20 protein-coding genes and 1 riboswitch are annotated in these 26,975 nt (G+C 61.8%); of the genes, 13 read left to right on the top strand and 7 right to left on the bottom strand.

The genetic code is table 11. The features are described 5' to 3' along the window. The 10 genes from BTW08_RS17360 to BTW08_RS17315 form a co-directional block, all read left to right on the top strand. Positions 1 to 6,207 (top strand): VCBS domain-containing protein (locus tag BTW08_RS17360; protein WP_139313705.1); only part of this gene is annotated, 6,207 nt, incomplete at its 5' end. A 32-nt stretch (positions 6,208 to 6,239) separates the two neighbouring features. Then, positions 6,240 to 8,453 (top strand): type I secretion system permease/ATPase, encoded by a 2,214-nt coding sequence (locus tag BTW08_RS17355; protein ID WP_075563760.1) that lies wholly within the window; start codon positions 6,240 to 6,242, stop codon positions 8,451 to 8,453. Then, the gene (locus BTW08_RS17350; RefSeq protein WP_075563759.1) at positions 8,437 to 9,840 is read left to right on the top strand and encodes an HlyD family type I secretion periplasmic adaptor subunit; all 1,404 of its coding nucleotides are present in this window, start codon (positions 8,437 to 8,439) and stop codon (positions 9,838 to 9,840) included. Before BTW08_RS17355 ends, BTW08_RS17350 begins: the two co-directional genes overlap by 17 nt. Further along, on the top strand, positions 9,830 to 11,230 hold the full coding sequence (locus tag BTW08_RS17345; protein WP_139313704.1) for a TolC family outer membrane protein: 1,401 nt from the start codon (positions 9,830 to 9,832) through the stop codon (positions 11,228 to 11,230). The genes BTW08_RS17350 and BTW08_RS17345 overlap by 11 nt, the downstream gene beginning before the upstream one ends. A gap of 15 nt (positions 11,231 to 11,245) precedes the next feature. After that, positions 11,246 to 13,165 carry an EAL domain-containing protein gene (locus BTW08_RS17340; protein ID WP_075563757.1) on the top strand — a complete coding sequence of 640 codons (1,920 nt, stop codon included), beginning with the start codon at positions 11,246 to 11,248 and terminating at the stop codon, positions 13,163 to 13,165. A gap of 85 nt (positions 13,166 to 13,250) precedes the next feature. Beyond that, complete coding sequence (locus BTW08_RS17335) at positions 13,251 to 13,895, top strand: transglutaminase-like cysteine peptidase (protein ID WP_083627957.1); 645 nt, start codon at positions 13,251 to 13,253, stop codon at positions 13,893 to 13,895. 63 nt (positions 13,896 to 13,958) lie between these two features. Beyond that, a complete protein-coding gene (locus BTW08_RS17330) occupies positions 13,959 to 14,588 on the top strand; it encodes a hypothetical protein (RefSeq protein ID WP_075563756.1) in 630 nt (209 codons plus the stop codon). Between the two features lie 33 nt (positions 14,589 to 14,621). Further along, positions 14,622 to 14,966 (top strand): glutathione S-transferase N-terminal domain-containing protein, encoded by a 345-nt coding sequence (locus BTW08_RS17325; protein WP_075563755.1) that lies wholly within the window; start codon positions 14,622 to 14,624, stop codon positions 14,964 to 14,966. Between the two features lie 112 nt (positions 14,967 to 15,078). Further along, positions 15,079 to 15,357, top strand: coding sequence for a peptidylprolyl isomerase (locus tag BTW08_RS17320; protein WP_075563754.1), 279 nt, complete (start codon positions 15,079 to 15,081; stop codon positions 15,355 to 15,357). 272 nt (positions 15,358 to 15,629) lie between these two features. Continuing rightward, positions 15,630 to 15,815 carry a CsbD family protein gene (locus tag BTW08_RS17315; protein ID WP_075563753.1) on the top strand — a complete coding sequence of 62 codons (186 nt, stop codon included), beginning with the start codon at positions 15,630 to 15,632 and terminating at the stop codon, positions 15,813 to 15,815. A gap of 134 nt (positions 15,816 to 15,949) precedes the next feature. On the opposite strand, the gene BTW08_RS17310 is transcribed toward BTW08_RS17315, so the two are convergent. From BTW08_RS17310 to BTW08_RS17300, 3 genes are all read right to left on the bottom strand, one after another. Further along, positions 15,950 to 17,200 (bottom strand): dicarboxylate/amino acid:cation symporter, encoded by a 1,251-nt coding sequence (locus BTW08_RS17310; RefSeq protein ID WP_075563752.1) that lies wholly within the window; start codon positions 17,198 to 17,200, stop codon positions 15,950 to 15,952. Between the two features lie 210 nt (positions 17,201 to 17,410). After that, positions 17,411 to 19,312 (bottom strand): phosphomethylpyrimidine synthase ThiC, encoded by a 1,902-nt coding sequence (gene thiC, locus BTW08_RS17305; RefSeq protein WP_075563751.1) that lies wholly within the window; start codon positions 19,310 to 19,312, stop codon positions 17,411 to 17,413. Between the two features lie 116 nt (positions 19,313 to 19,428). Further along, positions 19,429 to 19,558, bottom strand: a riboswitch (TPP riboswitch). 103 nt (positions 19,559 to 19,661) lie between these two features. Further along, the gene (locus BTW08_RS17300; protein WP_075563750.1) at positions 19,662 to 20,552 is read right to left on the bottom strand and encodes a LysR substrate-binding domain-containing protein; all 891 of its coding nucleotides are present in this window, start codon (positions 20,550 to 20,552) and stop codon (positions 19,662 to 19,664) included. A 178-nt stretch (positions 20,553 to 20,730) separates the two neighbouring features. Here BTW08_RS17300 and BTW08_RS17295 point away from each other — a divergent pair, with 178 nt between their 5' ends. Beyond that, entirely contained in the window at positions 20,731 to 22,002 is a 1,272-nt protein-coding gene (locus BTW08_RS17295) for an MFS transporter (RefSeq protein ID WP_246837784.1), read from the top strand. Positions 22,003 to 22,108: 106 nt separating this feature from the next. Here BTW08_RS17295 and BTW08_RS17290 read toward each other — a convergent pair whose 3' ends face one another. Then, positions 22,109 to 22,534: a VOC family protein gene (locus BTW08_RS17290; protein ID WP_075563749.1), complete on the bottom strand. Its 426-nt coding sequence runs from the start codon at positions 22,532 to 22,534 to the stop codon at positions 22,109 to 22,111. Between the two features lie 142 nt (positions 22,535 to 22,676). Between BTW08_RS17290 and BTW08_RS17285 the strand changes: the two genes are divergently transcribed. Then, positions 22,677 to 23,567, top strand: coding sequence for a LysR family transcriptional regulator (locus BTW08_RS17285; RefSeq protein WP_075563748.1), 891 nt, complete (start codon positions 22,677 to 22,679; stop codon positions 23,565 to 23,567). Positions 23,568 to 23,654: 87 nt separating this feature from the next. Next, positions 23,655 to 24,521 (top strand): pirin family protein, encoded by an 867-nt coding sequence (locus tag BTW08_RS17280; protein WP_075563747.1) that lies wholly within the window; start codon positions 23,655 to 23,657, stop codon positions 24,519 to 24,521. Between the two features lie 50 nt (positions 24,522 to 24,571). On the opposite strand, the gene BTW08_RS17275 is transcribed toward BTW08_RS17280, so the two are convergent. The 3 genes from BTW08_RS17275 to BTW08_RS17265 form a co-directional block, all read right to left on the bottom strand. Next, positions 24,572 to 25,495 (bottom strand): lipid A biosynthesis acyltransferase, encoded by a 924-nt coding sequence (locus tag BTW08_RS17275; protein ID WP_075563746.1) that lies wholly within the window; start codon positions 25,493 to 25,495, stop codon positions 24,572 to 24,574. A gap of 40 nt (positions 25,496 to 25,535) precedes the next feature. Then, entirely contained in the window at positions 25,536 to 25,913 is a 378-nt protein-coding gene (locus BTW08_RS17270; protein WP_075563745.1) for a DUF4870 domain-containing protein, read from the bottom strand. A gap of 140 nt (positions 25,914 to 26,053) precedes the next feature. Next, complete coding sequence (locus tag BTW08_RS17265; protein ID WP_075563744.1) at positions 26,054 to 26,974, bottom strand: TatD family hydrolase; 921 nt, start codon at positions 26,972 to 26,974, stop codon at positions 26,054 to 26,056. Position 26,975 lies beyond the last annotated feature (1 nt).

Raw genomic sequence — 26,975 nt, 5'->3', positions numbered from 1 at the left:
GGAAGCACGGGCGAGAACGCTACTCTCAATATCGCCGCGGCCCAGGGCGTGTTGGCCAACGACAGCGATGTCGATGGCGGCATCCTGAGCGTCAGCGCTGTCAACGGCGTAAGAGGTAGCGTGGGGCAGGCGATTGCCGGCTCCAACGGTGGGACCTTCACGCTGAACGCGGATGGCTCCTACAGCTTCAATCCGGGCACGGCGTTCGATCGCCTGGCCGCGGGTCAGACCGACACCACTAAAGTCAGCTACACCGTCAGCGACGGCCAGGGCGGCACGGCCACCTCGACGCTGACCGTAACGGTGACCGGTACCAACGATGCGCCGGTGGCTCAGGCCACCACGACCACGACGGAAGAGAACAGCGTTCTCAGCGGGCGAGTACCGGTCGCGACCGATGTCGATGGGACGATCGCCGGTTACGACCTGGCGACGGATGTCGGCACCGGCAACGGCAGCCTGACGTTCAATGCCGACGGCAGCTACAGCTTCACGCCCGGCATCGACTTCGACACTCTGGCCGCGGGCGAGAGCCGCGACGTGACCTTCAGCTACACCGCCACCGATAACGATGGCGGCGTCAGCGCACCTAAGACCGTCACCATCACCGTGACCGGCACCAACGATGCGCCGGTGGCGACGGATGACAGCTATGCGAGTCCCGGCAAACTCGGCGGATTGTATTCCGAGTACTTCGCTTATCAAGAAGGGCCGAATGCCGACGGTCCGAATCTATCGAGTATCGCCCAGGCCTATGCGTTCATCTCCGCCAAGGGAACACCTGACGCAACTTTTGTGGCGAGTTCCCTTTCCTATCAATACATCGATGGTGATCTGGCTCACCCCGATACATTGAAGACATTCCTCGGGGATGATGCCGACTCACTGAATACCGACTCACCGACGACCGGTAGCGATGCCATCCTTCGGATGCGCGGCGTCGTCGAGCTCGATGCTGGAACTTATACCTTCAAGGTGCTGGCCGACGATGGCTATCAGATTCTGATCGATGGGAAGGTGGCCGCAGCCGTCGACCACAATCAGAGCCCCGCGACCAACTACCATAGCTTCACCGTTGACCAGAGTGGCACGCACGCCATCGAGATCATCTATTGGGACCAGGGGGGCAACGCTATTTTCCAGCCCTCGCTGCAGTTCGGTGGGCAGGGGGACTACGTACCGCTTGGCCAGTATGTCGTGGATGCGCCGTTGACGACGGCGGAGGACACGCCGGTCTACCTGCGGCCGGAAGATCTTCTCGTCAACGATTCCGATCCTGAAGATGACACGTTGACTGTCGTTGGGGTTGGCAACGCCGACCACGGCAGCGTCACCTTCGAGAATGGCGTGATCACATTTACGCCGGATGCCAACTACAACGGCACTGCAACCTTCGAGTACACCATCAGCGATGGCAAGGGTGGCACCGATACCGCGACGGTGACGCTGTTCGTGACGCCGGTCAACGATGTCGCGGTAATCACGGGTGCCGCGAGCGGTGGAGTCACGGAAGACACGAACACGCTCGATGGGCATCTGGTGGCCACCGGCACGCTTGGCGTTGTCGATCCCGATGAAGGGGAGGCCCATTTCCAGGCTGGGGCGGGCACGCCATTGGGGACCACGCTTGGCAGTCTCGCCATCGGCAGCAATGGCCAGTGGAGCTACAGCGTCGACAACGCCAAGGTGCAGTATCTGGCAGCGGGCGAGACCAAAATCGAGCAGTTCACGGTTAAGACCTCGGACGGCACCAGCCAGACGCTGAGCGTCACCATTCAGGGCACCAATGACGCTGCGGTGATCAGCGGTACGGCTTCCGGTTCAGTGACCGAGGACAGCAACGTCTCCGCGGGAAGTCTGACCGCCAGCGGCGCGTTGACGGCGAGCGATGCGGATAGTGGCCAAAGTGCTTTCGTGCCCGGCAACGCTGCGGCGGCGAGCGGTACGTTGGGAACGTTGGCCATTACGGCGGGAGGTAACTGGAATTACAGCGTTGCCAACAGTGCCGTGCAGTATCTCAAGGCGGGCGAAACCAAGGTCGAGAACTTTACGGTCGCGACACTCGATGGCACCACGAAAACGATCGCTGTCACCATCGTGGGTACCAACGAACTGCCGGAAACCTCGAACGTTACAGTAACCGGCAAGGAAGATCCGTCGTCGTTGATTGCGGTCAACCTCGGCGGTACCGACGTCGACGGCAGCATCGGCAGTTTCGAAATCTCGAGCCTGGGGGCCAATGGCATTTTCTACCGCGATGCGGCAGGTACTCAAACACTGACGCCAGGCGCGTCGATCACGGCCAGCGGCAATGGCGCGACGGTTTACTTCAAGCCGACAGGTGATTGGGCCGGCACGACCTCGCTCCAATACGCGGCTATCGATAACAACGGAAGCAAGGATCCGACGCCCGCCACGGCCACGATCAATGTTGCCGCGGTCGCCGATGCGCCATCGATTACCCTGGCTAGTAACACTGCCACTGGCGCTGGTTTAACGCGCGACACCTTCTCCATTACGACGCTCGGAACCAACGGCAATGGCGCCGACCCGGCCGTCATGCAGGCAGCAATCGACCGCGCCGGCACGCCAGCTAGCAGTGGCAATGTCACGGCAGCGGCCAACACCAACGTGGCTGCCGGCACTGGGACGCATCTGTCGGGATTGATCTATCTGGAAGCTGGGAAAACCTATGCTTTCAGCGGCTCTGGTGATGACAGTATCCGCGTGCTGATCGGCGGTAACGTGGTCGGACAGGGGACGTGGGGTGGCAGTTCCGGCAACTATTCCGGCAGCTACAAGCCGGCGGTAAGCGGTTACTACACACTCGATCTTTACCATCACAACCAGGCGGGGGCCGGTAACTACTCGCTCAATGTCGGCGTCAACGGTGGTGCGTCGATCCCGCTAAACGCGAGCAACTACGTGCTGATGCAGGACGTCAGCGCGCTCGACGCCGCCAACGTCAACCACTCCGGGCTGCTCGGCGGCGACGGTAATGGCAACGGCTACTATCAGCTCTACGCCATGAACGAAGGCGACGAGGACTCGGTAATCCACCTGTCCAAGATCGCCGCGGCACTGACCGATACCGACGGCTCGGAGACGCTGGGCAGCGTCAGGCTGAGCGGTATTCCGGCAGGTGCCACCCTGAGCGATGGCAGTCATACCGTCGTTGGCAGCAGCGGGCAAACCAGCGTGGATCTAAGCGGTTGGAATCTCAACACGCTGACGCTCAAGCCGGCCGCCAACTACAACGGTACGATCAACCTGACCGCCGCAGTCACCTCGACCGAGGGCAGCAACGGCGACAGCGCGACGACCAGCGTGGCGATTCCGGTCACCGTGCATGCGGTCAACGACGCGCCGGTGGTCGCGGCCCAGGGATACAGCGCCACCGTTTCCGAGGAGGGGCTGCCGGGCGGCGTGCCGGATACGCTGGGGACGTCCGATACCACGGATTCCGCGACCGCCAGCGGCCGCGTGATAGCCACCGACGTCGATGGCGACAAGTTGACCTATACGCTGACGGCGCCGACCACGGTGCTGAGCTCGGGTGGTGCGGCAATCACCTGGAGCGGCAGCGACAGCGGCACACTCATCGGATCTGCCGGTGGCAAGGAGGTGATTCGCGCCACCATCGATGCCAATGGCCAGTATCAGATCACCCTGAAGGCTGGTATGGACCACCCCGGCAAGGGCGAGGACACACTGAGTTTCAACCTCGGTGTCAAGGTCAGCGATGGCAGCCTGAGTGCCAATACCAGCATCGGCATCACCGTCGAAGACGACTCTCCGGTTACCCAGCCACAGTCGATCAGCTTCGTGCAGGGGGCAATCAACACCAATGTGCTCCTGATCGTGGATACCTCTGCCAGCATGAACGACAAGGTGACCGTTGGTGGCGTCGAGCAGACGCGTCTCCAGGTGCTGCAGCAGTCGATCAAGGAAATGTTGACGAAGTACGATGACATCGGGAACGTCAAGGTGGCGCTGGCGCCGTTCTCGGATCAGCTCGATAGCTCACCCAAGCAGTGGATGACGGTCTCCGATGCACTCAAGGCGGTGGATGCGCTGCAGGCCAATGGCGGTACCAACTATGACTACGCGCTGAGTAATGCCCAGACTGCCTGGAACGGCAGCGGCAAGCTGACCGGTGAGGTGCAGAACGTCTCGTACTTCTTCTCCGATGGCGAACCCACCTTGTCGAGCGCCTATCCGACGGCATCACAGACCAACCCGGGCAATACCGTGGATGTCAATCGGGGTGACGGTATCGATGCCAGCGAAGAGGCAGCCTGGAAGGCGTTCCTTGGCAAGAATGCGATCGACTCGCTGGCACTGGGGATCGGTGGTGACGTGAGTCAGACCTATCTCAATCCGGTAGCCTACGATGGCCGCACCGGCGATAACACCGATGCGGTGGTCATCACCAATCTCGATACGCTCTCCAGTGTCGTGAGCGGCACGGTGCAGATGCCGCTGCTGCAGGATGGCGTGTTGAGTGGTACCGCGCATGGGCTGTCGTCACTCGGCGGGGATGGCGGCTACATCAAGAGCCTGGTGGTCGACGGCGTGACCTACACCTTCGACAAGAGCAGCGGCACTGTCTCTGCCTCGTCGAGCGGAGCCACCTATACCTACGACGGCAGCTCGCACAAGCTCGGCATCACCACGGAGCTGGGCGGCCAACTGGTCATGGACATGGACGACGGCAGCTACCGCTACACGGCCAAGTTGGGCAGCTTCGGCACCGACGCCATTCGCTACACCCTGAGCGACGCCGACGGTGACACCGCCATCGGGGTGATGAACATCAATGTCAAGAACGGTGTCACCTCGGCACATGACGACCACATCATCACCAATATCCTGAGTCCGAGCCTGAGCATCGGCGCCGATGTGCTGCTCGCCAATGACGCCATTGCGTCAGGTAGCACGGCGACCACCAACGGGCTGACGCTGACCACCGGCTGGAAGGATCGTGCGTCCGATTTCACCGCGGCCAGCGTGCAGACCCAGGACAAGCGCAACGCCGACAGTTTCGCCCTGGATCGCGGCAGCTTCTCTACCGCTGCCCAGGCGGCCAACACCGCGGCGACCGTGGTGCGCGGTAGTCTGGCCGGTGGCGGCTGGCTATCGGGATTCGGTAGCAATGCCAACGATCTCATGACACTGACCCTGCGTGCCGGAGAATCCCTGACACTGGCGACCACCGTCGCTGGTAGTGTGGCGCTGGCCTACAAGGGCGCGGGGGATAATGGCTTCACGGCGCTGGCCAACGGTGGCACCTTCACCAACTCGAGCGGCGGGGACAAGAGCTACACCGTTGCGGTCATGAACGTGAAGGACAGCGGCACCGGGCTCTTCGACGGCTATGGCGCCGAGACCTACGACCTGTCGATGAAGATCGGCTATGCCAACGCCGCCGACACGGCCTCGACGCTGAGAACCGACTACACCCTCACCGATAGTCAAGGGAGCACCGACACGGCTTCGGTAACCGTCGACTACCAGCGCGGGCAGACGTTGATCGGCAGCGACGGCGACGACACCCTGATGGCCAACGACAGTGGCACGACGCTCAATGGGGGCAAGGGCGACGATGTGCTGATCGGCGGCAAGGGCAATGACATCCTTACCGGCGGTGACGGCGACGACATCCTGCGCGGGGGCGAGGGCAACGATACCTTGAGCGGCGGTGCCGGTCGCGACACCTTGACCGGCGGCGCCGGCAACGACACGCTCGACGGCGGCGCTGGCGCTGACCGTCTCGAAGGTGGCAAGGGCAACGATATTCTGACGGGCGGTGACGGCAGCGATACCTTTGCCTGGATGCGCGGAGATCAGGGCGCGCCGAGCGCCCCGGCGGTCGATCGCATCACCGACTTTAAGGGCGGTGACGGGGGTGATCGGCTCGACCTCTCCGACATGCTCGACATCGGTAACTCGAGTCTCTCCAACGCCGACTTGGCCTCACTGGCGGCTCATCAGCTGCACTTCGTCAAGGGCGAGGCCAGCGGTGCCCCAGGCACCTTCACCAGCGGCGGCTCGACGCTGGAAATCAAGACAGGTGGTCCGGATGGTGCCGTGACGCAGAAGATCGTCTTCAGTAACGTTGACATGACAACACTCGGCGGCTCGGATACCGAAATCATCAAGTCGCTGCTGGATCACGGCAACCTCAAGACGAATCTCGACGGCTGAGGCCGGCCGTCGAACGACAGGAGAACACAGGTTTGGTTGATGAACCGACACCGCTTCGTCCCGACCCGGTCGGAGAGAAGGAGATCGACCCGCTTCTCGGCGCGTTGATATTTCTCTCTCGGCACCACGGCACACCCAGATCGGCCGATGTCATCAGTGCGGGACTGCCGCTCGACGATGGCCGGCTGACGCTGTCGCTGGTGCCGCGCGCGGCGCAGCGGGCGGGCCTCTCGGCCAAGCTGGTGAGCCAGCGCGCCGACCGCGTCGCCGATATTCTGCTGCCCTGCATCGTGATCCTGCAGGGACGCCGTGCCGTGGTGATGCTCTCGCGTGACGCGGAGCGAAAGCAGGCCACGGTCTACATGCCGGAGGCCGATGGCACTCAAGACGTCGAGATGAGCTCGCTGATCGAGCAGGCAACCGGTCAGGTGATCTACGTGCGGCGTGAGCATCGCTTCGACGATCGCGCCCCGGAGACAGTCAAGCTGGCCGAGGGTCACTGGTTCTGGTCAACGCTCAAGCTGTCGACGCCGATCTATCGAGACGTACTGATCGCTTCGCTGTTGATCAATCTGTTCGCCTTGGCCGCGCCGCTTTTCACCATGAACGTCTACGACAAGGTGGTGCCGAACCTGGCGTTCGATACGCTCTGGGTGCTGGCGACAGGCATGGCGATCATCGTCGGTTTCGATCTGCTGATGCGTCAGGTGCGATCGTGGTTTCTGGATACCGCCGGCAAGAAATCCGAAGTCCTGCTGTCGGCCAAGATATTCGCCAAGGTGATGAACCTGAGAATGGAGGCGCGACCGGTTTCGGTAGGCGCCTTCGTCAAGCATCTGCAGGAGTTCGACTCGGTTCGTGACTTCTTTACCTCGATGACGATGACGACGCTGGTCGATCTGCCGTTCGCGATCCTGTTTCTGCTTGTGATATGGATCGTCGGCGGGCCGCTGGTCTGGGTGCCGATCATTGCGCTGGTCATTCTGATCGGTTACAGCATCATCATTCAGTGGCCGCTCAGGCGCTCGATCGAACTGGGCTCGCGGCTGGCGACCGAGAAGCATGCGCGGCTGGTCGAAAGCGTGGCAGGGCTCGAGAGCATCAAGCTTGCCAATGCCCAGGGCGAGACCCAGCGTCGTTACGAACGCGCCGTCGGCGAAATCGCCAAGTGGGGCGTCAAGAGCCGCAATCTCTCGACCTCGGTGTCGTCGTTGACGATGTCGGTCAACCAGCTATCGACGGTGGCGCTGGTCGTGCTGGGCGTCTACTTGATCGGCAATGCTCAACTATCGATGGGCGGGCTGATCGCCGCGGTCATGCTGACGGGGCGAGCGCTGCAACCGCTGGCGCAGATGGCGTTGCTGATTACCCGGTTCGGGCAGACGCGCAGTGCCATGGCGGCGATCGATCAGATCATGAACTTGCCGGACGAGGTCGACGAGACCAAGAACTATGTGCACCGCGACAAGCTCAACATGCGCATCGAGTTCGATCACGTAGAGTTCCGTTACAGCGAACTGTCTCCCGCCGTGCTGACCGATGTCTCGTTCACTATCGAGCCTGGAGAGCGCGTCGGGATCATTGGCCGCATGGGGGCAGGCAAGAGTACCGTCGAGCGTCTGATGAGCGGTCTCTATCGTTCCACCGAGGGCAGCATCCGTCTCGATGGGCTCGATATCAACCAGATCCATCCCGCCGATGTGCGTCGTCATATCGGTTTTGCCGGACAGGATAGCGCACTATTCTTCGGCTCGATTCGCGACAACATCATGCTGGGTCAGCCTTACGCCAGTGACGAGGCGGTGCACCGTGCGGCAGATATCGCGGGCGCCAGCGAATTCACCCGCCGTGATCCCGATGGGCTGGATCGCCAGGTCGGCGAGGGAGGTCGACTGCTGTCCAGCGGCCAACGCCAGGCGGTGCTGCTGGCACGGGCGATTCTGACCAATCCAGCGTTACTGCTGCTCGACGAGCCGGGCTCGCATATGGACAACCGCGCCGAAGCCATGCTGCGCCGAACGCTCCGGGAGTTGCCGAGAAGCCAGACGGTGGTGCTGGTCACGCACAAGAGTTCGATGCTGGAGGTTGTCGATCGAATCATCGTGCTCGATTCTGGCCGCGTGATCGCGGATGGTCCCAAGCAGACGGTGCTCAAGGCACTCAACGAAGGACGTGTGCAGGCGCCGACTGAGCCCACGCCGCCAGCTGCCGGCCAGCAGGAGGTGCGCCATGGCCAGCGCGGGTAACGTCGTCAAATGGCCGCGGCCCAACGCCCGCGAACTGGAGCTTGCCGATGACGCCAGTGCTGCCACGCTACTCTCCACGCCGTGGCGGTCGCGAGTCATCATCTGGATACTGCTGGCCGCGTTCATCGTTTTCCTGATATGGGCGGGCGTCTCGAGTATCGAAGTCGTGACCCGGGGTACGGGGCAGGTTGTCCCCTCATCGCGACTGCAGACGATCCAGAATCTGGAAGGCGGGATCGTGCGCGAGATCTATGTCGACGAGGGCGATGTCGTCGAAGCCGGCCAGCCGCTGGCGCGAATCGATCCGACCCGGGCAACCTCCGATCTCGCCGAGCGCAACTCGACGCTGGCCGGGCTGCAGGCAACGGTGGCGCAGTATCAGGCCGAGCTGGACTCGGTGGTGGTGAATTCGGACGCCAGCGACTGGCAGTCGCAGGTCAACGTATCCACGCAGACCCTTCCGCTCAGTGATGAGTTTCGCACCACCAATAAGGAGACCTATTCTGCGGTCGCTGGCGCCTATAGCGCGAGGATCAATGGCTTGCGCTCTCAACTTGACCAGGCCGCGGCGCAGATTCAGCAGCGTCAGCAGGAGTTGCAGGAGATCCGGTCACGGGCCGATTCCCTGTCTCGCAGCTATCAACTCTCACGCCAGCAGTTGGGGATCACCGCGCCATTGGTGAAGGAAGGGATCGTCTCGCAGGTGGATCTGCTCGATCTGCAGCGTAAGGTCAACGACCAGCGCGGGGATCTGGAGTCCGCACAGCTGTCGATCCCGTCCAAACAATCCGAGCTGCTCGAGGCCATCAGCAAACGGCGCGATCTGGCGACTCAGTTTCGCTCGCGCAGCGCGGATGCCTTGACCGAGGCTCGCAACAAACTCGACAGCCTCCAGCAGGGGAGAGTCAGCCTGCAGGATCGCGTTGACAGGACGCTGATCACGTCGCCCGTTCGCGGCAGCGTGCAGTCGATCAACGTCAACACCATCGGCGGCGTGATCGAGCCCGGTGCCAGCCTGATGGAGATCGTGCCGATCGAGGACCAGCTACTGGTCGAGGCGAGAGTGTCACCACGCGATGTCGGTTTCATCCGCGCGGGACAGGCGGCGACGGTCAAGTTATCCGCCTATGACTTCACGATCTACGGTGGCCTGAAGGGGCAGGTCATGCGTATCAGCCCGGATACCGAGGAAGACGACAAAGGCAACACTTACTACGAAGTGACCGTACGAACCGACAGCAACCATCTGGGGAAAAACGTCGACGATCTGGCGATCATTCCCGGTATGCAGGCGACGGTCGATGTGATCACCGGCGAGCAGACCATTTTGCAGTATCTGTTGAAGCCGATACTTCGCGCCCAGCAGGGTGCCATGCGTGAACGCTAGGCGTGCGCGGCAGGACAAGAAAGGGGTGAAAAGCATCATGATGAAGCAGTGGATCCTGTTCGCCGGTCTGGCGGCATCGGCCGGTGGTGCCCAGGCCCAAACGCTGACCGAAGCGGTCACTCAGGCGGTGATGGAGTACCCCACCACGCGCACCGAGATGGCGCGTTACCAGCAGAATCTGGACGACGCCAGGGCGCAGCGCGGCGCTTATCTTCCCTCGGTCGACCTTGAGACCCGCGTCGGCTATGGCGAGAACGAAAGCGAGATCGACGGGATCTCGCAGTCCAGCGAGCCCCACGACTATCGACGCGGCTCGATCACGCTGTCGCAGTTGATCTGGGACGGCAATACCACGATCGAGCGCATCCGGCAGGCGGACGCCGAAAGCGACTATCAGCGCTGGCAGGTGGCTGCAGCGGCCAATCAGATTGGCCTGGCAACGGTCCAGAGCTATCTTGACGTGCTGCAATCGCAGCGTCTGCTCGAACTGGCGCAGCGTAATGTCGATACCCATCAGCGCATTGCGTCCGACATTCGGCGTCGCGAGGAGCTCGGGGCCGGCACCACGACCGACACCAGCCAGGTCGAAGGGCGTCTGGCTCAGGCTCAGGCCAGCTTGATTTCCGCTCGCAACAACCTCGACGACGCGGTCTCTGCCTTTCTGCGCTATGTCGGCGAGACGCCCCGAAATCTCACGCTGCCAGCCGATGTCGACATGACTGGCGTACCGGGGGATTTCGACGCCGCAATCGCCATGGCGACATCCAACAACCCGCTGGTGATTTCCGCCACGCACTCCATCGATGCCGCACGTCATGAAGTGGCGGCGGAGCGAGGCGATTTTCTGCCGACGTTCCGTGCCGAAGCAAGCCGTCAGGCGGCTCGGGATTATGACTACGAAGGTAACGATTCCGACGATTGGAACGCAGATCTGGTGATGTCCTGGAATCTCTATCGGGGAGGTATCGATACGGCCGAAATGCGTTCACGCGAGGATTCACTGCGCGCCGTGCGTTACGATAGCGACCGCTCCCTGCGCGAGATTCGCGACGAACTCCGGCTAGCCTGGAATGCCCGCGACTATGTCACCAGCCAGCTACCGTTTCTGGCTCGTCATGTCGAGTCCAGCGAGAAAACCCGCGTTAACTATCGCAAGCAGTTCGACATCGGCCGACGCACGCTGCTCGACATGCTCGACAGCGAGACCGAGCTCTACGATGCGCAGCAGGCGCAGGTTCAAGCCGAGTTCTCGCTGCGTCGGGCCAACTATCGGTTACTCTCCGCCACCGGCCAGCTGCTCGATACGCTACAGGTGAATCCCGACATGGTCGGGGCTGCCGATGATCGTTATCCGCCGCCGATTCGTCGCGACGAAAACCCCCAGGGCTGATCGGAGACCCCGCTTATGAGTCTGTTTCGCCGCTCCGTCGCCATCATGGTCGGGCTATTGCTGTTGTTCTCGATCGGTATCTTCTCCATCGAGGTGCGTCAAACTCGAGCATCACTGGCCGAGCGCCAGCAAATCGATGTCGATAATCTCGCTCAGGCGCTGAGTCTGTCGCTGGTGCCGTTCGTCGAGATCGGTGACTGGACCAGTGCCGAGACGCTGATGCGCGCCGTCTCCGATGGCGGCGTGATAAGGCGTATCGAACTGGAAGCCGTGGGCCGCGATGACCCCCTGGTGGTGGATGCCGCTCGCGAAAGTGACACGCCACACTGGTTTCAGCAGGCGATCAGCCTGCCGAGCGCTCGCGGAGAGCGTGAAATCAGCGGCGGCTGGTCAGCGTTGGGGAGTGTCAAGATCGCTTCCGAAAGTGCCTACGCCTACGATCAGCTGTGGTCTCTGGCGCTGCAGCTGATCACCTGGCTGGCCGTGGGAATGGTCATGGTCTTCGTGCTCAGTATCGTCGGCGTCAAGTTGCTCCTGGGGCCGCTGAATCGCCTCTCGCGACGTATTGCCGACATGCAGATCGACGGTTTCGACGAGCCGCTACCGGAGAGCCGCGTTCACGAGCTTCAGGGCATCACCGATTCGGTCAATCATCTCGGCATGCGTCTCAACCAGCAGTTCGACCAGCAGGCCGAACAGGTCGTGCGTCTACAACGGCTGACCGAGCAGGACGCCGTATCGCTGCTGGGCAATCGTGCCTATCTGGCCCGCGTGCTCGACGAATGGTTATCGGCACCCGTCGGCGGCGCACTCGTCATTGTGCGCATCGATCATCTTCAGGAGCTCTACCGCCAGGATGGTTTCGAGGCGCGTGATCGGGCGATCCGCAACATCGGCACCTATCTTCAGAGCGCGCAACTCGCGGGGCAGGAAGTGATGAAGGCACGCCTGTCGGCGGAGGAGTTCGCGTTACTGCTCCCCGATACCGATGATGCGCCGAGAGAGCAGTGGCTGACGGATACCTTTGATCGCATCGATGACATCGTCGATGCCAATCCGTTGGCGGAAGCTCGCGCGTTGCACACCCGGGGCGGTGTCGTTCTGCGCGAACGCGGCATGACTCGGGAGGGTATTCTGGCGCGAGCGGACAGTGCATTGCGTGAAGCGATCGAACGCCAGCAGCGGTGGGTCACCGCACATCCTGGCGACGTGACCGCGGCGCGGGGACGTCAGGAGTGGCGTCAGATCATCGAGCGTGCGCTCGAAGCCCGAGATATCAGCTTCGTTGCCCAGCCCGTGTTGTTGACTGACGGCAGCGAGTTACACCGAGAGGTCTTGGTGCGACTCAACGAAGGGGAAACTCAGCACCCGGCTTATATCTTCCTTCCTGTCATCAATCACTTCCAGATGGGGGTGCAGTTGGATAGGGCGGTGCTCGAAAGTCTTGGCGATCGCGAGGCCCGTTTCGAGGGGCGGTTAGCCGTCAACTTGACCGCTGATTCGGTGGCGGATCAGGCGCAGTATCGACGGCTCGTCGGCTGGCTCGAGTCGAACCCGCGCTTCGCCGCCAAGCTCGATCTGGAGGTCAGTGAAGAGATCGCGCTCGAGCATCTGGACAGGGTGCAGCAGCTGTTCCGGGTGGCGCATCGATTCGGCGCTCGCGGTGGTATCGACCGGTTCGCACGCAATCTGTCCGCGATGAGCTATCTCGCACGGTTGCGCCCGGATTACGTCAAGATCGATCAGGGCTTCTTCGTGCGTGACGATGTCGATACCGAATTTCTGCGTAGTCTGTGCATGGCAGCCCATCAGGTCGAAGCGAAGGTCATCGTGACGCGCGTGGAGTCCGACGAACAGCGCCAGCGGGTGGCGGAAGTGGGTGCCGATGGCTATCAGGGCTATCTGGCACCGATCGTGCCGCTGGAACTGACATAGTCTCGCCTCGGTGCTCCTCAACCGACGCGTCGCCGAGCCGATGACGCCACCGAACGGTGGGGGCCGGAAGGTGAAGTGCTGGCTGATGGCGTTTGTCGTGGCGCTGACGCTGGGGAGCAGCGGCTTCCCGGTCGACGCTCTGCCGCGGCTGCCGCCGCGCCAGCAAGTCGAGACGTTATATGGCGCGAACGGGTGGCAACGCATTCAGCAGTGGCCAGCGTTGATCGATCGTCTACAGGGACGATCCATCGAGGTGAAACTGGCGGGTGTGAACGACTTTTTCAATCAGCTTCGCTTCGTCGACGATATCGATGTCTGGCACGTGAAAGATTATTGGGCAACGCCATTCGAATTTCTCGGCGTGGGCGCCGGCGATTGCGAAGACTTCGCCATGGCCAAATATCTGACGCTGCGCGAGCTGGGTGTATCCGATGACCAGTTGCGGCTGCATTACGTCAAATACATTCCCTACGATCAGTTTCATATGGTGGTGACCTGGGCAGCATCGCCGACCTCGCCACCGATCGTACTGGACAATATCGTCAAGACCCTCGAGCCGGCATCGAAACGCAAGGATCTGGTGCCGATCTACAGTTTCAATGGTAGCCATCTCTGGATCAGCAAGCTCAGTGGCGGTGGACGCGAGGTTGGCGAATCCAGCCGGCTCAGCCTCTGGCAGAGCTGGCAACAGCGTCTCGACAACGGCACGCTGCGCAATCCTCGTGACTGACTCGGCGATTCGGCGCCGGCTACCATGGACCCAACAGCGGGAGAGAAATCGATGAGAAAAAGAATGCAGCGGCAGTGTTGGCGTCTCGCCAGTCTACTGCCCGGTATCCTGGTGTTGGCGTCCTGTGCGTCGGCTCCCGATGAGCGCGATGTCGTCGTCGATCGCGCGACGCCGCAGGGCGTGGCTCAGGTCAGTGCGGATAACGTGTTCGATACCGCCGACAGCGACGCCGACGGCGACCTTCTTCCGATCGATATCGAACGGTTGGGGCTGGGCGGTGACTGGCACACGCTGGATGCCGACGGCAGCGGAGACGTTTCGCGTCAGGAGTTCCGGGATCAGTTCGCGTCACCGCTCGTGCAAACGACCCTGCGGCTACCGGGTGATGCGGAACTCGCCCAGCCGATCGTTTCCAGCGATTTTCTGTTGCCGCCGCTGCCTCCCACTCAGCGCTACGCCCCCGCGCCCCTCAATGCTTTCTCCCCGACGAGTCTGGCGACGCCGTCCGACGCCCCGTTGACGATTCCGGTGCTGATCAATGACCAGGAGGCCGCTGCGCTCGATCGAGCCGCTGATAATGCGCGTGCTGAAGGCGCCGTTTCCGAGGGCGCCGACGCCAATGACATTGGCGACGACATCGGTTCCGAAGATGCTGACACCTCGAACCGTGACGTTTCTCTGCCGCCGAACTGACGCCAACCCGACAAAAGGGTGCTATCTCTCTTCATGTCCCATCGAATCACGGAGTGGCTCAAGACCATGTTTTCATCGATTCCCCTCGAACGTTCAGCCGAAGCGCAGGCCGATGTCGACCGCGCCTGCCAGCGTCTCGCACTCTACCATTTCATGAGCTGCCCCTTCTGTCAGCGCGTGCGCAGCCAGATCGAGCGACTGGCGTTGCCCATCGAGCTGCGCGATACCCAGCGTGACCCTCGTCATCGCCAGGAACTGATGGCGGGCGGCGGGAGAACGATGGTGCCGTGCCTGCGCATCGAGAAAGCGGACGGCACGCTAGAGTGGATGTACGAATCCGCCGACATCAATCGCTATCTCGAACAGCGCTTCGGTTGACCGGGGCAACGCAATCTCTGTCGAGCGCCGTCGAGACGATTGTCGGTGACGCCGGCAGGGCGGATTTCGTAGAATGCCCGCTTCCCAATGGTCAAGACTCAGGAGTGATCTCATGGCACAGGCCAGCGCCCGCCACATTCTCGTCGACAGCGAGCAGAAGTGTCTCGAACTCAAGCAGCAGATCGAAGCCGGCAGCGACTTCGCCGAAGTGGCACGTCAGCATTCCAACTGCCCCTCCGGGCGCCAGGGCGGCGAGCTGGGCACGTTCGGACGTGGCCAGATGGTCAAGGAGTTCGACGAAGTCGTCTTCAATGGCGCCGTCAACGAAGTGCACGGTCCGGTAAAGACCCAGTTCGGCTACCACCTGCTGGAAGTGACCTCACGCACTTGATGTTCCCCGTCTGATTTTCATCGAGCCGCCTGCAGTCGGGCGGCTCTCGTCGATCCGCTGCGTGTTCTCTGCTCTTGGTTCTTTCCCGCTGTTCCGTGACGCGCCCTCCGCAGAACGTCCGCCTTGGCGAACAAATTGTTACCAATCTCCCGTTCCGACTTTCCCGCGGCGAACTACTCTGAGATTACGTTCGCTGTATACGATGCTCGCAGCTCAGTATCGAAGAGAACGGCGAACGGATAAGGATATCCACGGAAAACGAGGTAGCACCCATGACGAATTCAAAGTCAGACAAGACGGAAGGCAAGGTCGACAAGGCAGCTGGTAAGGCCAAGGAAGCTGCTGGCAAGATGACCAAGGACCGCGAACTCGAAAGCAAAGGCAAAACCCAGCAGGCCAAGGGTGATGCCAAGTCCGCCAAGGGCGATCTGAAGGACGCCACCAAACCACGCCACTAGATCTTGCTGAATCTCAGTACACCGAGTCTTTCGAGCCTATCATTGCCCGGCCAAGACTCTTCACGCAGCGGCCCCGGTCTTGACCGGGGCCGCTGTCGTTTGGGCTAGAGACGTTTGGGCAAGAGAATTGGCTGTCAGGCTTTGCTCGGACGGTTATAAGTGTCCAGGTCGAGCTCTTTCTCGCTCTTGGCGACGAGTGTTGTCACCATCAGGTCCCCGGCGACGTTGACGCTGGTGCGCGCCATATCGAGGATTCTATCCACGCCTGCGACAACACCGATCGCCTCCAGCGGCAGGCCGATCTGCGCCAGCACGATCGATAGCATGATTAGACCCGCGCCGGGCACGCCCGCCGTGCCGATCGAAGCCAGCGTGCCGGTCAGTACGATCATGCCGTAATCCATCATCGACAGATCGGCCCCGACCAGCTGGGCGACGAACAACGCCGCGACACCTTGATAGATCGCCGTCCCGTCCATGTTGATGGTCGCGCCTACCGGCAGCACGAAACTCGATACACCTTCCGAGACACCGAGATTCTTTTGCGCGCAGCGGATGGAAACCGGCAGGGTGCCGGAAGACGAGGCCGAAGAGAACGAGACCACTAGGGCGTCGATGATGCCTTGCAGATAGCGAACGGGGTTGAGGCGTCCGACCAGCGTCAGCAGACCGGTGTAAACCACGAGGACGTGAACCAGGCAGGCGAGATAGACCACGCCGATGACCTTGGCCAGCGGCAGCAGCACGTCCAGCCCGTACTGGCCCGAGACGTTGGCCATCAGGCCGAACACGCCGAACGGCGCGAATGCCATGACGATGGCGGTCAGCTTGTACATCGCTTCGGCGAAGCTTTCGAACACCCGCACGACGGGCTCGCCCTTTTCGCCGATCAGCATCAGCGAGATGCCCAGACCGATGGCGAAGACGATGATCTGCAGGATATTGCCCTCGATCATCGCTTGAAGAGGATTCGACGGCACCAGCCCGACAACGATGTCCACCAGCGACGGCGCTTCACTGGTCTGCTGCGCCGCACTCATCGAGGCGTCCGCGCCGACGCCCGGCTGAAAGATCGTGGCCGCGACCAGGCCGATGACGATTGCGAAGGCGGTGGTGACCAAATAGAGCCCGATCGTGCGAGCACCGACACGGCCCATTTTCTGCGGATCGCGCATGCCGGTGATGCCGACGACCAGCGTCGAAAACACCAGCGGCACGATCAGCATCTTGATGCCGTTGATGAAGATATCGCCGAGCGGTTTGAACACGCTGGCCTGCTCGCCCATCAGCGCGCCCGCCAGAATCCCTAACGCCAGGCCCGCGATGATTTTTTGCCACAAGGGAATACGGCGCCATAGATTCGGCCGGGAGGGGGTTGCAGTCATGCGTGACTCCTTGTGCAGGCGAAATTGCCGGGGGCAAAAGCGCGCATTTTACGCATCCCCGGGCCTTTTGCGATCCGCCCATTCGAAAACGGGATGGCATATAACTTGATTGCGACCAAAGTCTTAGTGCGGCAGTCCGACAGTCAAACCTTCGTCGACGCTCGGAAGACGCGGGCCTGCTTGCACAAGCGGTATATGCCACCGGCGGTATCAGATTTCCCGGTAGAGCTCACCGCCTTCCTTTTTGAAGCGCTCCGCCTGCTCCTGCAGACCGGCCTCCCGCTGGTCTCCGTCGATATGGGTGGCGTCGCCGCCGAAGCGCTCGCGGACTTCCTGAGTGATCTTCATCGAGCAGAACTTCGGTCCGCACATCGAGCAGAAATGCGCCACCTTGGCCGAGTCCTTGGGTAGCGTCTCGTCGTGATAGGCGCGAGCGGTATCGGGATCGAGGCCAAGATTGAACTGGTCCTCCCAGCGAAATTCGAAGCGTGCCTTGGACAGCGCGTTGTCGCGACGCTGGGCGCCGGGGTGCCCCTTGGCCAGGTCGGCAGCGTGAGCCGCGATCTTGTAGGTGATGATGCCGGTCTTGACGTCATCCTTGTTGGGCAGCCCCAGATGTTCCTTGGGCGTGACATAGCAGAGCATGGCGCAGCCGTACCAGCCGATCTGCGCCGCACCGATGCCGGAAGTGATGTGGTCGTAACCAGGTGCGATATCGGTGGTCAGCGGGCCGAGCGTATAGAAGGGCGCTTCATCGCAGCACTGGAGTTGCTTCTCCATGTTCTCCTTGATCAGTTGCATCGGCACATGGCCGGGGCCTTCGATCATTACCTGCACGTCGTGTCGCCAGGCGATCCGGGTCAACTCGCCCAGCGTTTCGAGCTCGGCGAACTGCGCTTCGTCGTTGGCATCGGCGATGGATCCGGGGCGCAGACCGTCACCCAGCGAGAACGAGACGTCGTAGGCCTTCATGATCTCGCAGATGTCCTCGAAATGGGTGTAGAGGAAGCTCTCTTTGTGGTGATACAGGCACCATTTGGCCATGATCGAGCCGCCCCGGGAGACGATGCCGGTGACGCGCCTGGCCGTCATCGGCACGTGGTGCAGGCGGACGCCGGCGTGAATGGTGAAGTAATCCACCCCCTGTTCCGCCTGCTCGATCAGGGTGTCGCGGAAGATTTCCCAGCTCAGGTTTTCGGCCACGCCGTCGACCTTCTCCAGCGCCTGGTAGATCGGCACCGTGCCGATCGGTACCGGCGAGTTGCGGATGATCCACTCCCGCGTCTCGTGAATGTTCTGGCCGGTGGAGAGATCCATGATGGTGTCTGCGCCCCAGCGGATGCCCCAGGTCATCTTGTCGACCTCTTCCTCGATCGAGGAGGTCACGGCCGAATTGCCGAGGTTGCCGTTGATCTTCACCAGAAAGTTGCGCCCGATGATCATCGGCTCGCTCTCGGGATGATTGATATTGGCTGGGATGATCGCCCGCCCGCGAGCCACCTCGTCACGCACGAACTCCGGCGTGATCTCGTCGGGTAGATTGGCGCCGAAAGACTCGCCCGGATGCTGATGCGCCAGCATGGGGTCTTCCGGTCCGGCGCTCGCTGCGCGGCGGCGCTGATTCTCTCGGATGGCGATGAACTCCATCTCCGGCGTGATAATGCCCCGGCGGGCGTAGTGCAGTTGGGTGACGTTGGCGCCCCGTCCCTCTTTTGTCATGCGGGCACGACGGGGCTTGCGCTGAAGCTGAAATCGCAGCGTCGATAGACGTAGATCCTCGGCACGAACGCGACCATAGCTGGAGCTGGGACCAGCGAGCCATTCGGTATCGCCGCGCTCGTCGATCCAGGCACGGCGCAGCTCGGGCAGACCGCGACGAATGTCGATCTCGGCTGCTGGATCGGTGTAGGAGCCGGAGGTGTCGTAGACGGCCAATGGCGCGTTGGTCTCGAGACCCTGCTTCGTCTGGGTCGGCGAGAGGGCGATCTCACGCATGGGTACGCGGATGTCTTGCCTTGAGCCGGTGATGTAGATCTTCTGCGAGGCGGGCAGCGGGGCGATGGCGGCGCTGTCGACGCGAGCGGTTTCGGATAGGAACTGAGGTGATTTCATGTTCGGTCGTGCTCCGTGGCATGACTTGCCCGGCGTATTGGCCAAGGCTATCGGGTCAGGCCGGCGCACAGCGCAGGAGGGGGGGAGAACGAATCGACGGAACGCTACCCGGGATGTGAGATTCTCCGCTTGATCCCTACGCCGGTACTAGCCGGATCAGGTTCGTCGGGATCCGTCGTGGCGCTGTGAATTGGCTTCAGCGCAGGACGATCTCAGCCGGTTCCACCGGCACCCCGTCAAGCTGGCGATATCGTTCATCGCCGTGAGCAGTCTGTGACGAGGGGGGAACGAGGTCAAGCCGAGTGTATGAAGGCGCCGGGTGCGATTGCGATGGCGAGAATGAAATGTGTCATGGGTCGCCGGGGCGCTGGACCAGATCGATGAACGATCGGGCCTGCGGGATCAGATGGTGACGAGCGTGGGTGAGCCACACTTCGGAAACCGCGTCGGCATCGCTCAGCGGGCGGTAGCGGACGTTATCGATCCGGATATGCCGGAAGGAAGCGGGCAGGATCGACACGCCCATGCCGCTGGCGACGAGGCTGATGATGGTGTTCGGGCCGCCGACTTCCTGAACCAGACGAGGGCTTAGCCCGCGTGTGGCGAACAGGGCATTGAACTGATCGAGCAGGCCGGTCCCGGCGGCGGGCGAGAAGTAGACGAACGGGTGGGTTGCCAATTCGTCGAGCGTCAACGGCAGCGCGCTGCCGCCGAGCGGGCCCTGTTCATTGACCACGGCCATCAGCGGCTCGCGAATCCAGGTGAAGGCGTCGAGGCCGTCCGGCAGGGTGGCCGGGCGCATGATACCGATATCCAGGTCGCCCTGTAGCAGCGGCCCGATTTGGCGCTGGCTATTGAATTCGTGCATGCGCAATTCGACGTCGGGATAGCGCTGGCGATAGCGCATCAGTGTGCGCGGCAGCGTCGAGCTCAAAGGCACGGAAGTGGTAAAGCCGATACGTAACTGGCCGGCCTCGCCTCGACCGAGCCGGGAAACCAGCCGCGTGGCGCGTTCGGTGCGTGCCAGAATATCCCGGGCCTCGTCGAGAAACACTTGCCCAGCTTCGGTCAGCTCGACGCGGCGATTGGTCCGAGTCAGCAGACGCGTGCCTAGTTCGCGCTCCAGCGCCTGGATCTGCTGGCTCAACGGTGGCTGCGAGATGCCCAGCCGCTGGGCGGCGCGGCTAAAGTGAAGCTCTTCGGCCACAGCGACGAAATAGCGTAGATATCGTAGTTCCATGGGAAACTCGCAGTTCCTTTGAGTCGTAAAACCTCTCAAAAGCATCGAATAATATATTAGAAAGCTTAATGGCGGCGGCGTAACCTACCAAGGTCTAAAGCAAATCTCTAAACCCCTGATGCCCCCGAAGCACCTTCATCCCCGGTCGGCTTCGGTCATCGATATCGGGAGAACCGGGTTGTCTCGCCACTCCTCATCCGAGATCTACCGCGCCACGCAGGCCAATCATCATCAGTTGGAACGCGAAGCGGAAACCGTCGAAAGCGGCTTCATTGAACGCGGCCAGCGGGGCTACCGGCCGACCATGCTGGCGCTGTTCCTCGGCGCCTTTTCGACCTTCGTGCTGCTCTATTGCGTTCAACCGTTGCTGCCGATTCTGTCGAATGCATTTGGCATCGATGCCGCGACCAGCAGCCTGTCGCTGTCGGTCGCGACCGGTATGCTGGCGATCGGGCTGTTGATCACCGGGCCGATCTCGGACGCGGTGGGGCGCAAGTCGGTCATGACGGTCGCGTTGCTGGCGGCGTCCATCTGCACGCTGCTGGCGGCGGTGATGCCCAACTGGACCGGCATTCTGATCATGCGGGCCCTGGCGGGGCTGTCGCTCTCCGGGCTGTGCGCGGTGGCGATGACCTATCTCAACGAGGAGATTCATCCGCGCTACGTGGGCCTGTCGATGGGGCTCTACATCAGCGGCAACTCGATCGGCGGCATGAGCGGGCGCCTGATCAGCGGGGTGATGGTGGACTGGGTGCCTTGGCGCGTCACTTTGGCGATCATCGGCATCGTGGCGCTGATCGCGGCGCTGCTGTTCATGCGTTGGCTGCCGCCCTCGAGGCACTTCACGCCACGTCCGCTGAACTGGCGCAGCGTGCTGTCCGGATTCACCGTTCACTTCAAGGACCGGGGGCTGCCCTGGCTATTCCTCGAAGCTTTCCTGCTGATGGGGGGCTTCGTCACACTCTACAACTATATCGCCTACCGTCTGCTGTCCGAGCCCTATCAGGTGAGCCAGGCTCTAGTGGGCCTGCTGTCGATCGTCTATCTCTCGGGCACCTACAGCTCGGCCTGGGCGGGGTCGCTGGCGGATCGGTTAGGGCGTCGGCGAATATTCTGGATGTTCATCGCGATGATGCTGGCAGGTCTGGCGATAACGCTGTTCGAGCCGATCAGTCTGATCCTGATCGGCATGCTGGTCTTCACTTTCGGCTTTTTCGCCGCGCACTCGCTGGCCAGCGGCTGGGTCGGCCAGCGCGCCCGGCAGGCCAAGGGACAGGCGTCTTCGCTCTATCTGTTCAGCTATTATCTCGGCTCCAGTGTGGCCGGCACGCTAGGTGGCGCGTTCTGGTTCTGGGGCGGCTGGAACGGGGTCTCGCTATTTATCGCGGTGCTATTGCTGGTGGCGCTGGCCATCGGCGTCGTGCATCTGAGGCGGCTGGAACCGGCCTGACGCCCGACATCCTCCGGCGATGCTTCAAACGACGTTCTGGGAACGACAAGGCCGCTGATCTGAGTCGTTCAGGATCGGCGGCCTTGTTCGGTTGGCTGACGGGATGTTACTTGGCGAATAGCTGACCCATATCCTTGAACGCCTTGAACTCCAGGGCGTTACCGCACGGATCCAGCAGGAACATTGTCGCCTGCTCGCCCGGCTGGCCCTGGAAGCGTACGTACGGTTCGATCACAAACTGGGTGCCAAAGCCTTTGAGGCGTTCGGCCAGCGCTTCCCACTCCGGCCAACTCAGCACGATACCGAAGTGCGGCACCGGCACATCGTGGCCGTCGACCGGATTGGTATGGGCGGATTGCTGCGACGGCGTCTGCGGGTGCTCATGAATCACCAATTGATGACCGTAGAAGTCGAAATCGACCCACTGTTCGCTGGAGCGGCCTTCGCTCAGGCCGAACGTTTCGCCGTAGAACTTGCGGGCGGCAGGCAGGTCGTGAACCGGAATGGCGAGGTGGAAAGGGGATAGCGCCATGGAAGAGCTCCTTAGGTCTTGGATGAAACGGATCGTGGCAATTTCAGTGGTTGTATTCTGATGGCGAATAAATTTGATGAAAAGCGCATAATATTGCTGTCTGCTATCAAATTATCTGGATTCACGGCGCCGTTTTCTTGCCATGTTCAAAGAGCTAAAGACCTTTCTCGCCGTCGTGCGTTACGGCACGTTTTCCGCCGCTGGCAATGCCGTCGGGCTGACCCAGTCCGCGGTCAGTGCGCAGATCCGCAAGCTCGAGGCCGATATCGGCGAACCGCTGTTCGAACGTACCGGACGTGCCGTCCGGCTCAACGCGGCCGGTCGTCGGCTATTGCCGCAGGCCAACGAGATGCTGACGCTTGCCGAGCGGATCCGTCATTCCGGGGTGGACGGTTTGAGCGGCGAATGGCATCTCGGCGCGATCGCCAGCCTGCAGAGCGGGGCATTGCCCGAGGTTCTGCAGACGCTGACCCGCGATGCGCCAGGGGTGATGACTCGTGTAGTGCCCGGTGTCTCGTTGGCGCTGCTCGACCAGGTCGACAAGGGTGATCTGGACATGGCGTTGATCGTCCGGCCGCCGTTCGCGTTGCCTCCCGACCTCTATTCCCGAGTCATTGCTCGCGAGCCGTTCGTGCTGATCGCACCGCCCGATGTCGAGGGCGGGACAGTGGAATCGCTGCTCGAAAGCCATCCGCTGGTGCTCTACGACCGCGGCTCTTTCGGGGGGCGCCAGGTGGTGCGTTTTCTCGAACGGCGACGGTTGCGGCCGGAAATCCGGCTGGAGCTCGACGAGATCGACGCTATCGCGCGAATGGTGGAGTGCGGTCTTGGCGTCGCGCTGATTCCGCTTACCGGATTGTGGCGCCGCCAGCAGCCGTTGCCGGTGCGGGTGATCTCGCTGGAAGAGCAGCGCTTTCATCGTGAATTGATCATGGTGTCCCGGCTCTCGCCGGACCAGTCGCCGCTGGTGGCGTTGATCGAAGAAGCGCTGCTGAAGACGCAAAAGCATTCGCCCCCTTCCATGAATCGATGATTCGATGCAATGAAGCGGTGAAGATCATTCGCTTTTTTCGCGCTTGGCGTGCTCTAGACTGCAATCAAACGAGTCGAGGAAACCTTTATGTCTGCATTCACACCACGCCGTATCATCGCCCAGCACCCGGCCATTCGCGACGACATCGGCGATCTGACGACTCGCCGGCCGTTACCGGGTCCCAGGCTCGATCAGCTCGACCCCTTCCTGTTTCTCAACCATCACGGGCCGCAGGTCTATCCGGCCAATAACGGCGGGCTGCCGTTCGGGCCTCATCCGCACCGGGGGTTCGAGACCGTGACCTTCATTCTCGAAGGTTCGCTGGCGCACGCCGATAGTGCCGATCACCAGAGCGTGATTCGTGCCGGTGGCGTGCAGTGGATGACGGCGGGCAGTGGCATCGTGCATGCCGAAATTTCGCCGCCCGAGTTTCTGCGTGACGGCGGCCCGCTGGAGATTCTGCAGCTATGGATCAATCTGCCGGCCAGCCTGAAGATGACTGAACCGCGCTACATCGGGCTGCAGCGAGATTCGATTCCGGCCATTGCGCTGGACGGTGGTGGAGAGCTTTGTCTGATCGCCGGTGAGCACGGCGCATCGACAGGCCCCATCGAGACCCTGACCGATGTCTTCATGTCGACGCTGTCGCTTCCCGCCGGCGCGAGTCATCGGCTGACGGCGCCGAGTGGCCGCCAGGTCTTTCTTTACGTCGTCGATGGCGAGGTGACGGTGGGCGGCGAACCGGTCAAGCCGCAGCATCTGGTCGAACTGGATCGTGGCGGCGATAACGTCGAAATCGAAGCCACCACCGACGCTCGACTGCTGTTCGGCCACGCTGATGCGATCGAGGAACCGGTGGTGTCGCACGGTCCATTCGTGATGAATACTCGTGACGAGATCGCCACGGCGATCGACGATTACCAGGCAGGACGTTTCGGCGGTCTGGCGCAGTAACGCGGTTGTTTCGATAACGCGGGTCTTTCCATGCCCCGATCTCTCGAGGATCAGCGCTTGCTGTACAGGCGCTGTTCGCGATACCCGGGAACTTTCTGCTGCTCCAGCTCGGTCTTCTTCCAGCGCTTGTATTCCCACTGATACTGAGCCGGGTCGAGGGCGATGGCGGCTTCGACGCAGGCATTGACGCCTGCGGCCGATGTCACCTCGTCGCTGTCGTAGACGCGGTCGTCGGCGGCGAGAAAATGGATCGCGAAGCCGCGGCCTTCAGGCAGGCGCCTGGCGACACCGGTGACCACACGAGCCTGGGTACGCGCTACCAGCTTGGGCAGCAGCGTGGCGGTATAGGCGGGGCGGCCGAAGAAGCCGGCGAAGACGCCGCTGCCCCAGTCGGGCTCCTGGTCCGGCAGGATCCCCACCGCCTCGGCACGCTTGAGCGCCTTGAGCAGGGCGGCGACGCCCCGCGGGTTGGTCGGCACCAGTTCCGCGCCCATCCGTTCGCGACCATGACGGATGACAGGGTCGAGGTCGGCAATTTTGGGCGGTTCGTACATCGCGGTGAACGGGAAGTGGCTGGATAGCCAGAAATTGAGCATTTCCCAGTTGCCGAAATGCGGCGCCAGCACGATCACACCGCGATTGTCGGCGCGCGCATTGTCGAGTAGCTCGCGGCCGTGGACCTCGACGACCGACGCTTCGACGCGCTTCGGCCTGGCAATCCAGGCGAACCCGAGCTCCAGCATGGTGGCGGCGGAATGGCGCAGGCTGGTCTTGATCCGGTCGCGGCGCTTTTCGCTGGACTCATTAGGATAAGCAACCTCCAGATTGCGTCGAGTGACGTGACGTTCGCGTCGGGAAACGGCATACAGCACGTGGCTGGCCAGACCAGCCAGTGACCAGATCGTTTTCAAACGCCAATGCGACAGCAGGCGCCAGAGCAGATGGATGGCGCGAGCTTGCAGACTTTCGATCATGCGTTTCTCTTCTTCATTGCGCGTCGACTTGGCGGGCCGGTTACCATAGCCAGCTCTCGACCTTGTCAGGTGCGCGGTGTTCCTGCAATGCCTTGAACCCGATCACGCAACGCACGATCAGCCACACGGCCTGCAGTGCCATGAGCACGAATCCGATCAGCACGAAGGCCAGTATCCAACTGATGCAGGCGTAGAGCAGGCCGATCCAGAAAGTACGAATATGGTAGCGATAGTGCTCGTCCAGCCAGCGTGGACCGTTACCCCGATAGACATAGGCAATGATCACGCCAATCACCGGGGTGATGCCGGTGATGAAGACGCCGAGCAACAACGCGTAGACGATCATGGCCAGCGTGGTGTCCGGTCGCCTCGCTGCGGTATTGGATTCTGCGACGACGTTATCGATCGGCGAAGGCATGAGATTCCTCTCGTCGGCGTGCGGTAGTTGTCCGCATTTTGCCGTCGAGAGGCGTCGGTTGCCACTCCGCTGAAATTATCGATAAGAGATAGCGGTAGGAAATGCCGGTGACTGATGACGAATAGGAGGGAACGCGGGCGTCATTCGATGAGCAGATTGTCTCGGCGCCTTGCGGGAGTTGCCTCGACAAGAGGATCGCGGCCGCCACGCAGAATCGAGTTGCCTTCGAATAGCGTGCGCTGGTCGATGGGGGCCGGATCGAGCCAGTCGGCGGCGTGCATCTGACCGCTCTTGCCATAGACCGTGAGTGCGTTTTCATAGGTGACCCGACGCACCACGGATTCGGCGATGCCGGATTCGAGCGCCAGCTGCGCCGTCTTGGGGACGCCAAGGCAGTCGGAAATTCCCCAATCGCAGGCGCTGTCGACGATGATGCGGTCCCCGCCGTACTGCTTGAGCAGTTCGACCATGCGCGCATTGCCCATCTTGGTCGAGGGATAGATCGAGAAGCCGGCCCAGTAACCCCGATCCAGTGTCTCGCGTACCGTCTCTTCATTGTTGTGATCGATCACGACCCAGGAGGGATCGAGCCCCATCTCCTCGCACACGTCCATCGAGCGCGAAGTGCCACGCTTCTTGTCGCGATGAGGGGTATGCACCATGACCGGCAGCTCGAGCTCCTTGGCCAGGGCCAGTTGGGCCCGAAAATACTTGTCCTCCAGCGGTGTCTGCTCGTCGTAGCCGATCTCGCCGATGGCGACCACGCCTTCCTTCATGGCGAAGCGTGGCAGCCACTCCATCACGCCCTCGGCCAGTGCTTCGTTGTTGGCTTCCTTGGAATTGAGGCCGATGGTGCAGTAGTGGCGAATGCCGAACTGGCCGGCGCGGAAGCGCTCCCAGCCGACCAGCGAAGACAGGTAGTCGACATAAGTGCCGACGAAGGTACGCGGCTGGCCGACCCAGAAGGCCGGTTCGACCAGCGCCACAATGCCGGCGGCGGCCATGGCCTCGTAGTCGTCGGTGGTACGGGACACCATGTGGGCATGGGGATCGATGAACATC

Source organism: Salinicola sp. MH3R3-1 (genome assembly GCF_001937155.1).
GTDB classification, from domain to species: Bacteria; Pseudomonadota; Gammaproteobacteria; order Pseudomonadales; family Halomonadaceae; genus Salinicola; species Salinicola halophyticus.
Note: the sequence above shows the minus strand (reverse complement) of the source record. Positions and strands in the feature narration are given on the sequence as shown.